General features: G+C 69.9%; 5 protein-coding genes. All 5 read right to left on the bottom strand.

Annotated features, from left to right (window positions below):
• Positions 1-375 precede the first annotated feature (375 nt).
• On the bottom strand, positions 376-852 hold the full coding sequence (locus E4A48_RS02695) for a chemotaxis protein CheW (RefSeq protein WP_142741852.1): 477 nt from the start codon (positions 850-852) through the stop codon (positions 376-378).
• A 44-nt stretch (positions 853-896) separates the two neighbouring features.
• On the bottom strand, positions 897-2,261 hold the full coding sequence (locus E4A48_RS02690; protein ID WP_142741851.1) for a chemotaxis protein CheB: 1,365 nt from the start codon (positions 2,259-2,261) through the stop codon (positions 897-899).
• Entirely contained in the window at positions 2,248-9,372 is a 7,125-nt protein-coding gene (locus tag E4A48_RS02685) for an Hpt domain-containing protein (protein ID WP_142741850.1), read from the bottom strand. The genes E4A48_RS02690 and E4A48_RS02685 overlap by 14 nt, the downstream gene beginning before the upstream one ends.
• Before the next feature lie 112 nt (positions 9,373-9,484).
• On the bottom strand, positions 9,485-11,521 hold the full coding sequence (locus tag E4A48_RS02680) for a methyl-accepting chemotaxis protein (protein WP_142741849.1): 2,037 nt from the start codon (positions 11,519-11,521) through the stop codon (positions 9,485-9,487).
• 40 nt (positions 11,522-11,561) lie between these two features.
• Positions 11,562-12,092 (bottom strand): chemotaxis protein CheW, encoded by a 531-nt coding sequence (locus E4A48_RS02675; protein ID WP_039005600.1) that lies wholly within the window; start codon positions 12,090-12,092, stop codon positions 11,562-11,564.
• Between the last annotated feature and the right edge of the window lies 1 nt (position 12,093).

Genomic DNA, 12,093 nt, shown 5'->3' with positions numbered 1-12,093 from the left:
TGCTTCTGCGGGCGAGGAAAAACAGGCATTCCCCCAATCGACGGGCTGAAGAGTTGACCAACCATAGCCCAAAATCGGGACATCTTCAGCGTGCGCGCGCCCCAAAAAAAGAAGAGATAACGCAACAACTATAAGTAGAAGGATTCTTGCGGTCTCTACATATAGGACTACTGAAATCCTTCGAGCTGCGTTCCCACCCCGCAAAAACAGATGCATCACCGCCTCCTTTGAACTCAGCAGCTTATAATCAGCTGCCATCATGTCCATATATGAAATCAAGCCACACACCACTTTTACGCATCTATTTCAGGCACAAGTCCCACACCAGCTCAATGCGCAAAGCGTTGCACACCCATGCGGGTACGGAGTTGCGCCTCACCCCACAGCCAAAAACCGCTCCCCAATCATCCCCTCGATCGCCTCCATATCCGGCAGCAACGCACTTTGCTCACCCAGCAACACGCGCATATGCACGCCAGCCGGCAACGTTTCTTCGGAGGCGTCGGCAAGCAAGCCGTCGCGCGGGACCGAGATCAACTGCGGAAAGGATTGGGTGATCAGGGCGAAGTACGGCAGGTCGGGGTTGCCGCCCAGCGCCTTCAGCACGACGATCTTGTTGTTGGAGGCGACGGTTTCGCTGCCAAGGCCGGTCAGGCGGGCGAACGAGAGCAGCGGCACGTTCCAGCCGTACCAGGCGATCTGGCCGAGCAGCCAGTGCGGGGCGTCGGGCAGCGGTTCGACCGGCACGCGCGACATCACTTCGGCGACGGTGGCGTTGGGCAACAGCGCGCGCTCGCTGCCGGCCTGGATCAGGACTCCGCGGATTGCGTCGTTGCTGGCGTAGCTGTTCATGGATTACGTCGTCCTGGAACCGGAGAAAACGCGCGGGCGACGGCTCAGCCGCCCCATCGCGCGGACAGGGCCTGCGCCAGCTGCACGGGGTCGCCGCCGGGATGGCCGCGGCCGATCAGCTGTGCGGCGGCGGCCGGGTCGTAGCAGCCGTCGCCGGTCTGGCCGGCGACCCAGGCGCCTTGCGCGGCCAGGGCCAGCACGTCCTCGACCTGGTGCGGATCGCTGCCGCTGAGCAGCAGCACGGCGCTGTGCGCGGCAGGCAAGCCGCCGACCACCGAGGCGCCGGCCTGCTGGACGACGAAACGCAGGCCGGCGGTGTCGCCGCTGCGCACGCCGATGTCGTCGGGCAGGATGTAGACGTTGCCGACGCCGACCGTCTGGCCGGCTTCGGCCAGCAGCACCGGCAGCGCAGACACGCGCGCGATCTGTTTGACCAGGTTGCCGTAGCGGCCGCCGTCCAGGCGCAACTGCACCAGCAGCGGCTGCGGGAAGTCCGCCGGCAAGGCGGCGAGCAGGCGGCGGATGGCATCGGGACCGCCGATGCCGGCCATGACCAGCACCGCGCCCTGCGCGACCTTGGCGGCAGCGGCGGCAGCGAGGTTATCGATGGCGGACTCCTGCTCGGACTCCAGCGCGACCAGCGACAGGCCTTCGGTGGAAATCTGCATCTGGCTCAGCGGCGCGCGTGCCTGCACGAGCAGCGGCGCGTCGTCGTCCACCAGCGACCAGGCGCTGGCCGGCAACGGCGGCGGCGTGCTGGCCGGCGCAGCGCTGGTGGCCGGCGCCTGCGCCGGCATGGCCAGCGGCGGCATGGCCGCGGCCTCGCCAGCGGCGGCGGCGGCTTCGGCGCTTGCGAACTGCAGGTCCTCGAACCCGGGCGCGACATCGGCCGGCGGCTGCCAGGCGTAGAAGCTGTCGCCGGGTACGGTGGTGGAGAAGCTGGCCGCTTCCTCGACATGGAATCCGATCGGCGCGCCTGCGTGCAGTTGCGCCGGGGTCGCCGGCAGGCCGGGTTCGGGCTGCAGGCCGGTGTCGGTTTCGCGCCCCGGCGGCAGCACGTCCTGGTGGCCTTGCAGCTTGGCCGCCAGGTGCCTTGCCCAGCGCTGCGCTTCCCAGCCTTCGCGGCGCGCAGCCAGTTCGGCTTCGTCGAAGATCACGGTGAGGCCGGGCAGGTCGAGCGCGGAATCCAGCCGCTCCACGGCGTCCTCGATCGCCGGCTCCAGCGCGATCAGCACCGCGTCGGGTGCAGCGTCGACCAGGGTCTGCGCATCGATCGCGGTGGGGTCGTCCTCCAGCACGATCGACGCGCCCACCTGGTGCAGCGCCTCGCGCAGGCGCTCGCGCGCCTGGCCGGGGCGCGCCAGCAACGCGACCGCGGTCCCGCTGGCGGTGCCGTCATTCGCGAACACGGGCGATCCCCAGCAGGTCGTACACGTTGCGCATCAGATCCAGCTCTTGGTAAGGCTTGCCCAGGTAGCGCTGCACGCCAATCTCGAAGGCGCGCTGGCGGTGCTTTTCGCCGCTGCGCGAGGTGATCATCACGATCGGCACCGCTCTGTAGCGCGGGTCGGCGCGCATCGCGGTCGCCAGTTCGTAGCCATCCATGCGCGGCATCTCGATATCCAGCAGCATCAGGTCGGGAACGCGTTCGTCCAGGCGCTCCAGCGCCTCGATGCCGTCGCGGGCGACGATCACGTCGAAGTTGTGGCGTTCCAGCACGCGGCCGGTGACCTTGCGCATGGTCAGCGAATCGTCGACCACCATCACCAGCGGCACGCGCCGCTGTTCGGTCGGTGCCGCTTCCACCACCGGCCGCGCCGGCTGCGCCAGATAGCGGCGCACCAGCGGGGCGACGTCCAGGATCACCACCACGCGGCCATCGCCGGTGATGGTGGCGCCGTAGATGCCTGGCAGCGAGGCGATCTGCAGGCCGACCGGCTTGACCACGATTTCGCGGTTGCCGAGTACCTGGTCGATCGCCACCGCGGCGCGCAGGTCGCCGGCGCGCACCAGCAGCAGCGGCACCTGCATCTGCCCTTCGGCCCGTGCCGGCGCCTGGCCGACCAGCGAGCCGAGGTCGTGCAGCGCGAATTGCTCGCCGCTGTAGTGGTAGCCGCCGTCGGCCGCGTCGAAGCGCTCGCGGCTGATGCGGCCGATGCCGCTGACCGAGGCCACCGGCACGGCGAAGGTGGTCTCGCCGATCTGCACGAACACCGCCTGGGTCACCGCCAGCGTCTGCGGCAGGCGCAGGGTGAAGGTGACGCCCTGGCCCCACACCGAGTGGATGTCCACCGAGCCGCCGAGCTGGCGCACTTCGTTGCGCACCACGTCCATGCCCACGCCGCGGCCGGCCAGCTGGCTGACCTGGTCGTAGGTGCTGAAGCCGGGAGCGAAGATCAGCGAATCGAGTTCTTCCTCGGACAGCGCGGCGCCGCTCGCAATCAAGCCGCGCTGTTCGGCACGGTGGCGGATCGCGTCGCGGTTGAGGCCGGCGCCATCGTCGGCCACTTCCAGCACGATTTCCGAGCCTTCGCGGCGCAGGCGGATGGCGATGCTGCCCTCCTCCGGCTTGCCGGCGGCGCGGCGCTGCTCGGGCGTTTCCAGGCCGTGCGCGACCGAGTTGCGCAGCATGTGCTCCAGCGGCGCGATCATCCGGTCGAGCACGTTGCGGTCGAGTTCGCCGTGGGTGCCTTCCAGGGTCAGGTGCACCTGCTTGCCGGTTTCGCTGGCGGCCTGGCGCACCACCCGGCGCAGCCGCGGCACCAGGCCGTCGAACGGCACCATGCGCGCGCGCATGAGGCCTTCCTGCAGTTCCGAGCTGACCCGCGACTGCTGTTGCAGCAGGCCGTCGTACTGCCGCGCCAGCTCGTCGAGCACGCCTTGCAGGCCGCCCAGGTCGGCCGCCGATTCGTTCAGCGCACGGCTGAGCTGCTGCAGCGTGGAGAAGCGGTCCAGTTCCAGCGGATCGAAGCTCTGCTCGCTCTGGTCCTGTTCGCGCTGGTAGCGGGCGACGATCTGCGCTTCGGTTTCCAGGTCCAGGCGGCGCAACTGGTCGCGCAGTCGCGCATTGGTGCGGTCCAGTTCGGACATCGCGCCACGGAACGCGCCAAGCTGCTGTTCCAGGCGCGAGCGATAGATCGCCACTTCGCCGGCGTGGTTGACCAGGCGATCCAGCAAATCGGCGCGCACGCGCACCTGTTCCTGCATCGGCCGCCCGATCATCGGCTGCTCGTCGAGCGTGCCATCCACCGGCAACGGTGCCGACAGCGGCGCCGGCGCGGCCGTGGATATGGACTCCGGATCGACCGCGGCCTGGATCGTCGCCACGACGCCGGCATCGGTCTGGGTGTCGGCGGCCGCGTCGATACCGTCAGCGGCGAGCGGCAGGCTGCGGCCATGGGTACGCGCGTCGAAGCGGCTGATCAGGTCGGCCGGCATCGCCAGCGCACGGTGGTTGCCGGTGAGGGTGAGCAACTGGTGCAGGCGGTCGAAGCCGCGCTCGAGCAACTGCACGTCGCCGCGATCGAGTTCGGTGCGGTTGGCGGCCACCGCCTCCAGCAGCGATTCGATGCCGTGGCCGAGGTCGCCGATCGGATTGACTCCGGCCATGCGCGCGCCGCCTTTGAGCGTATGCAGGTCGCGCTGCAGGCCGGCGAGCGCGTCGCGGTCCTGCGGCGCCGCGCGCAGTTCGGCGACCAGGCGGTCGCAATGGTCGAGCAGGTCCTTGCCTTCCTCGACGAAGATATCGACCAGCTCGCGGTCGAGGTCGGCGAAGTCCAGCGGGCCGAGATCGACGGCGGCCAGCGCGATGGCGTCGGCCGCGGCGGCGGCGTGCGGGGCGGCGGCGTGCTGGGCGGATTCGGCGAAGGACGGCGCGTCGGCAACATCGGCGCGCGCGTGCTGCGCGTCGTCGCTCATGGTGTCGGCAGGCGCGTCGGTTTGCGCGTGTGCGGGCTGCTCGGCATCCGTGTCCGCGGGGTGCACGGAGTCGCCCGCATGTTCGGCGTAGTCCGGCGTGATGTCGGCAACGTCGCTCGCTTGCGTTTCGTCGGCGGGCGTCGCATGGGCAGACGGCGCTTCGACCGTTGCCGGATCGGAACCGGCGTCGTCCTCGTGCCCGGCGTGGTGCGCTGGCGCGTCGGCCGTGTCGGTCGAATGCGTCTGTTCGAGGTCAGCTGTTGCGCCGAGCGCTGCGTCCGCATCGGCATCGGCATCGGCATCGGCAGGTTCGGGTTCGGCATGCGCGCCGTCTTCGGTGTGCGGCGTCGGCACGTGATCGTGCGCGTCGTTCGCTTCGACTGCTGCGGCGTCGGCCGGATGCGTTTCGATGTCGGTCTGCGCGGCGTGGGCAGCGACGTCGTGATCAACGGCATGGTGCTGCGATTGCGCTGCGGACTCCACGTCGTCGTGCGCGTGCGGGGCGGTGTCGGCATGCGCCGCCGTGTCGTCCGCCACGGGCAGCGGTTCGGCATCGTCGTTCGCCGAGACCGGCTCGCTGCCGTGCCACTGCGTGGACGGCGGCACCGGCTCGGCGTTGAATGCATAGCCGTGCGAATCGTGCCGCTGGTCGTGCTCGTGCTGGTCGTGCCCGCTCCCGGCGTGGCCGCTTTCGATGTGCTGGTCCTGGTCGTGCGCGTCCCGCTGCGATGCTTCCTGGTCACCGTCCTGATGCGGTTCGCCGTGCGTGGCGCCAGCGACGGCGGTCGCATCCTGCTGCTGCGCTGCGAGCAGCTCTTCCGCTGGTGGCGGCAGTTCGCTGTCGGCGGGCGCACCTGCATCGGCCAGCGGCGCATCGACGGTCGATTCGTCGCGCTTGCCGTGCTGGGCCAGCAGTGCCCGCGCGTCGGCGTCGATCACGGCGGACGCGCTGTCGCTGTCGGCCGGCGGCGCAACCGGCGTGCTCGCTTGTTGTGCAGCGTGATCGTCCTGCACGAGGTTGGCGCCGGCGCTGGCGTGTTCCGCAGCGAACGCCGCAGCGCTGCCGTCCAGCGCAGGCGTCGCTGCGGCGGCGTCGTCGGCAGGAGCCGGCATGTGGGCGTCGTCGGCAAGCGGCGGCGGCTCCGGCGCATGGGTCGCCTGCGCCGCGGATGGGTCGGCATCGGCGTTCTCGGCAACATGCGCCGCGTCGGCATGCTCGGCATCCGCGCCGGCCGCGTCGAGATGCCTGGCGTCGCCCAGGTACGCCGACAGGTCGTCGGCTGCGGTGAGTTCGACCGCCTGCAGCAACTGCGGGTCCAGCGCCGCATCGGCGTGCGCCTGCGGTGCGTCGTCTTCTTCGTCTTCGTCGTGCGCAAGCGCGGACCACTGCACGTCCGGCAGCGTGGCGACCAGCGCCTGCAGGCGCTGCGCCAGCGCGGTGAACGGCGGGATCACCGGCGACGGCGCCTGCAATTCCTCGATGGTGGCGGCGATGGCCTGCGCGGCATCGTCGAGCGCGCGCACGCCGTCGGCGCCGGGCACCACGGCAGCGGCCAGCAGGCGTTTGACGTAGCTCTCCGCCGGGCCGGTGACTGCGGTGATTTCCGGCACGTCGGTCATCGCGAACGCACCGCTCATCGTATGCACCGCGCGCAGCAGCGCCTCGGTGGCCGGCTGCGGCGCATGCTGCAGCCAGTCGCGGACCGTCTCCAGATGGGTGCCGACCTCGGCTTCGAGGATCTCGCGCAGCACGCTGTCCACCGACGCCGGCGTGCCGGCGCGCGGCGCGGCCCCGGTAATGGCGGGCACGGCGGCGAAATAGTAGGCGTCCTCGCCGGCGGCGACGCGGTCGGCGACCGCCTGGATCGCGTCCAGGTCGGCGTGGATGACGCCATGCCCGCGCAGCGCGGCGTTGAGCTGCGGCAACACCTCGTGGGCCAGTTCGACCATGGTCAGCACCGCCGGGCTGGCCGCGCGGGTGCCGTCGAGCACGCGATTGAGCATGCCCTCGATCTTCCAGCTGAACTCGCCGAGCACACGCGCGCCGACCAGGCGGCCACTGCCCTTCAAGGTGTGAAACACGCGGCGGATCGGGCGCAGGCTTTCCAGCTGGTTCGGCACGGCGCGCCATGCCGGCAACAGATTGCCGAGGTTGACCAGTTCCTCGTCGAATTCCTCGAGAAACACTTCGCGGATGTCGGCGTCGATGTCGCCGCCGTCGTCGACGAAGCCGCCATCGATGGCGACCACGGGCGCAGGCGACTCGACGTCTTCGACTGCATCGGTGGCGCTGGGTGTGTTGGCCGCGGCAGGCGCAGCGTCGACATCGAATCGGCTGGCGGCGGCGTCGAGTTCGGCGAGGAAGGCCGCCGAGGCTGGATCCAGCTCGATCGGCTGGATGCTGGCCTGGTGCACGCCAGGCACCGGCGCTTCCTGCGCCGGGGTCGGCTCGGGCCAGGTCAGATCGACGAACGGACTGTGTTCGGCGCCTGCATCGGCGTCGGCATGCTCTGCCTCGCCGGCATGCGCGTGCGGCGCCTGGCCGCGATCGACCTGGGGCTCGGCCACGAACACGGTATCGCTGGAGGAAAGGTCGATGGTGGGCGCGGCGAAGGCGTCGTCGTCGCTGTCGTCCTCGGCCAGGGTCGCCGGCGTATCGTTCCAGACGATGCTGTGGACCTCGTCGGACGCGCTATCGGCGAAGGCCGGCGCATCCTCCAGCTCCATCACCAGCACCGCGTCGTGGGCGTTGTTGGTGGGTGCGGCGGCCGGGGCATCGACGATGACCAGGGCCGGGTCGTCGTGCCCGGCATTGGCGTCGCGTTCGGCGTATTCGGCGGCCACCGGGTCGAAACCGTAGTTGGCCGGTGCCGCTTCGTCGATCGCGGGCGCGGCAGCGGCGTGCCTGGTGCGGAACGCATCGCCTTCCAACGCCAGGGTGTCGGTCGTGATCTGCAGCGGCTCGGCGGCGACCGGCCATTCGTCCTGTTCGGCGGCGACAGGATCGAAACTGATCGACGACGACACGACGACGGACGCAGCCTCGTTGCCCGCAGCGCTGACCGCCGCGGCGGACGGGTCGGCGTCGGCGTCGATGCGCTCGGCAGCCTCGGCGTTCGCCATGACGTCGGTGTCTTCGTGCAACGTCCACTGCGGCGCCTCGCCCGGCAGCGGCGGCGGCATGCTGGCAGCGATCGGCGCGTCCGCGACCGGCGCCAGATCCCAGGATGGCGCCAGCGGCGGCGCGACAACCGCGCCCGGCGCTGCGGCGACGCTGTCGGCAGGCGCGGCACCTGGCTCGGCGAGCAAGGGCGCGTGGGCCCCGTTCGGTACCACGCCCTGCGGCGCCGGCACAGCGCTGGGTAGCGGCCAGTAGCGCAGCGTTTCCAGGCTGGTGCGGGTGATGTCGAGGATTTCCTCGCGGCCTGGGCGGCGCTCGCGCAGCGCTTCCAGGTAGTACTCCAGGCTGGCCATCGCATCGGCAAGGGTATCCAGCTGGCGCCCACTGGGCACGCGGCGTTTGCCGATCAATTCGGTGGCGACGTAGCGGCGCACGCCTTCCAGGTAATCGGCCGGCTGCGGCAGTTCCAGCATGCGCAGCGCACCAGCGACCTCGCCGAGCAGGCGCGGCACGTCGCTCAGGCGCTCGTGTTCCCAATTGGTCTCGATGAAGGCGACGAAATGCTCGCGCGCGGCGGCGAAATTGGCGATCGCCTCGTGCGCCAGCACTTCCACCGTGCGCCGCGCCTCGGCGGCGCTGGCGTCGTCGTGGATGCCGGCGCTGGCGCCGAGATAGGCGACTTGATCGTCGAGCGAGGCGTCCACGTACAGCAGCGCGCCGGCGATATCCAGCAACAGGCCCTCGTCGGCCTGGCGCTCGCCGTCGACGATGCCGCGCAGCGCATCGCGCTGCTGTACCACCACGCCGCGGGCCACGCCCAGACCCATTACCCCGAGCGTGTCGGCGACGCTGCCCAGTTCGTCCACCAGGGTCTGCAGCGCGGCGACATCGCCGCCGGTGCGCAGGTGCAGGTCGAGCGCGTCCTTGACCCGCAGCAGTTCTTCCTTGATCGCGGTGCCGACGGTGTCGAGCAGTTCGCGGTTGCGGCCGCTGAGGCTGCCGCGGGCATGGTCGAGCTCGGCCTCGGTGGCGGCGCTGGCGTCGGGCGATAGCGCCAACAGCGCGCTTTCGCTCAGGCCAGGCTCACCACGCGCGGCACGGATCTCGTTGAGCAGCGGCAGCAACACGATGGGGATGTCGCGGTGGCCGTCCTGCAGGCGCTCCAGGTAGTCGGGCAACAGCACGGTGCCGCGCATCAGCGTGGCGCAGGCTTCGTCGCGATCGGGTACCTGAGCGTTCTGCACGGCGATGGCCAGCAGTTCCAGTTCCTCGGCGACCATTGCCGGGGCGTACAGCTCGACCATGCGCAAGGTACCCTGCACCTGATGCAGGTAGCCGGCGCAGAACCGCATGCGGCTGGTGTCTGCCGGGTCTTCGACGAAGTATTCGATCTCCCCGCGCACCTGCCGCAGGGTCTCGTCCAGCTCCGGCTTGACCCAGCCCAGCGCGGCATGACTCATCGCATCGCGCAGCGCGCTCATCGCCGCGCTCCCGCGGACGGCCACGCGCCACGCGTCGTCAGCGCGGCGGCGGTGTGCTGGAAATGTTCACGGTACGTCATGTGCGCTGTCCTTCCGCCCTGTTCCGATCCGCTCACGCCGGCAGCTTGAAGTCGGCGACCGAGCGCCGCAGGTCCGCTGCCAGTTGCGCCAGGCGCCCGATCGATTCGGCGGTCTGGCCGGCGCCCTGCGAGGTCTGGCCGGTGATGCGACGGATCACGTCCATCGTCTGGGTGATGTCGGTCGCCGCGGCGGACTGCTGGTGCGCGGCGATGGAGATGTTCTTGATCAGGTTGTTGAGCGCGTTGGAGACGCGCTCGATCTCGGTCAGCGCGGTGCCGGCGTCTTCGGCCAGGCGCGCGCCGGACACCACTTCGGAGGTGGTCTGCTCCATCGAACTGACCGCTTCGTTGGTATCGGCTTGAATGGTCTGCACCAGGCCTTCGATGCGGCGCGTGGCGCCGGAGGTGCGTTCGGCCAGGCGCTGCACTTCGTCGGCGACCAGCGCGAAGCCGCGGCCGGCCTCGCCCGCCGAAGCGGCCTGCACCGCGGCGTTGAGCGCCAGGATGTTGGTCTGCTCGGAAATGTCGTTGATCAGTTCGACGATCGAGCCGATTTCCTGGGTCGATTCGCCCAGGCGCTTGATGCGCTTGGAGGTTTCCTGGATCTGGTCGCGGATCTGGTCCATGCCCTGGATGGTCTCGCGGACCACGCCGGCGCCCTCGGCGGCGATCACCACCGAGCGTTGCGCCACCTCGGCCGACTCGCTGGAGTTGCGCGAGACCTGCTCGATGCTGGCGGCGATTTCGTTGATGCGCTCGGACGCCGAACCGATCTGCTCGGCCTGGTGGCCGGCGGCCTCGGCCAGCTGCAGCGCGGTGGCCTGGGTTTCCTCGGTGGAGATGGCGACCTTGGCCGAGGTGTCGTTGATCGTGGTGACCAGGTGGCGCAGCTCGTCGACCGCGTAGTTGATCGCGTCGGCGATGGCGCCGGTCATGTCCTCGGTGACGGAAGCCTTGACGGTCAGGTCGCCTTCGCCGAGCGAGCTGATTTCGTCGAGCAGGCGCATGATCGCCTGCTGGTTGCGGCTGTTGTATTCGACCTGGGTCTGGTAGCGGATTTCCTGGTCGCGGGTGCGGCTGCGCACCGAGGTCCATACGAAGCCGATGATCGACAGCAGCGCCAGCAGGCCGGACACCACGCCCAGCCAGAAGTTCGGGAACAGGCGGGTGTCGCGGGTGGAACCGAACGCGGAGAAGGCGTCGAACAGCTTCTTGCTGTCGTCGAGCATCTTGTCCGAGCCGGCGGTCAGCGCCGCGGCCGAGGACTGCGCGGCGAACAGGCTGCGCGAGCTGGCCAGCAGCGTGTCCAGGTCCTTCTTCATCGCCGCCCATTGCGCCTGCGACTGCTCCAGCGCGGCAAGTGCGGCAGCGTTGCGCACCGGCGTGATGCCCAGTTCCTGGTTGCCGTTGCGCAGGCCTTCGAGCATCTGCCCGAACACCACCGAGTCGCGCGCCAGCGCATCACCGGCGCTGGCCGCGCCGCTGCCGCCGGCGCGCATCTCGGTGACGCGGCGGGCCATGGTGCCGGCCACCACCACCTGCTGCAGGGTGTTGTAGATCTGCGCGGCGGGGGCGCCGCCGACGGTCATCGCGCGCACTACCTCGTTCAACTGCGCCTGCAGCTGCGGCACGCCGCCGACGAAGCGCTCGGCGTTGCCGGCCAGCGCCAGTACCGCCGGTTCGCTGTCCACCACCTGCTGCGCGTTCTTGCCCAGGGGGGTCCAGGTACGGTTGAGCTCGGCCAGCGGGCCGGCGATGCCGGTCTCGTTGGCATAGCGCGCGTTGAGCCCGGCGACGGTGCTCTCCACCCGCGCCTTGGTCTGCTTGAATTCCTTGTAGGTGGCCGCGTTGCCGGAGACCGCGTCGCGGCCCTGGTTGGCCAACTGCTGCGACAGCACCTGCAGGTCGGCCGCGCCGGTGCTGGCGCCGGCCAGGCGATTGCCCTGCCAGGTGGCCACGCCAGTATTGGCGCCGAACACGATCAGCGACAGCGCCAACAGGCCCAGCCAGAAACTCGTCCCCACGCTGCCAAGCTTGCTGGCCTTGGGGGCGTCCGCTGCAGTACTCATGATTCGACCTCGATCTTCGATGCGAAGGCAGGCCGCGCGCTCAGGCGGCGGCTTGACGGAATTCGGGTGTACGCGACAGCAGCGACAGCGAGAACACACCCCAGTCGTGGGTGTCGCCGCGGAACGCGCGGTCTACGAAATGCGCATAGCGGCCCTGCGCCAACTCGCCGGGTTGCACCGCCTGCGACTCGGCGAAGCTGCGCTGGCCGAACAGTTCGTCGATGGTCAGCGCCACGTCGCCGCCGCTCTGGCGCATGATCAGCACCCGCTGGCCTTCCAGCAGCGAGGTGCGCTGGCCTTCCATGAACTGCTTCAAATCGACCACCGGGAACAGATTGCCGCGCAGGTTGCCCACGCCCAGCAGCCACGGCTGCGCGCCCGGCACCGGGGTGATCGGCGGCATGCGCACGATTTCCACCACCTCGCGGAAGTCGGACACCAGATGGCGGTTGCCGACGCGGAAGCCGACCCCGCGCCAGATGTTCTCGTCGAACTCGCGCTCGGGCATCTGCACCGCGTGCGCCAGGCTGCGCCGCTCATAGGCCTCGAGGATGTCGAAGGGCGAACGCACG

This window comes from Xanthomonas translucens pv. cerealis, from assembly GCF_006838285.1.
Classification (GTDB): domain Bacteria; phylum Pseudomonadota; class Gammaproteobacteria; order Xanthomonadales; family Xanthomonadaceae; genus Xanthomonas_A; species Xanthomonas_A cerealis.
This window is presented reverse-complemented; position numbering and strand designations above follow the sequence as displayed.

What these genes read in the sequence shown, in the direction of transcription:
- E4A48_RS02695 (WP_142741852.1), bottom strand. Translation starts at nt 852, where the DNA reads ATGAACAGCTACGCCAGCAACGACGCAATCCGCGGAGTCCTGATCCAG.
- E4A48_RS02680 (WP_142741849.1), bottom strand. Translation starts at nt 11,521, where the DNA reads ATGAGTACTGCAGCGGACGCCCCCAAGGCCAGCAAGCTTGGCAGCGTG.
- E4A48_RS02685 (WP_142741850.1), bottom strand. Translation starts at nt 9,372, where the DNA reads ATGAGCGCGCTGCGCGATGCGATGAGTCATGCCGCGCTGGGCTGGGTC.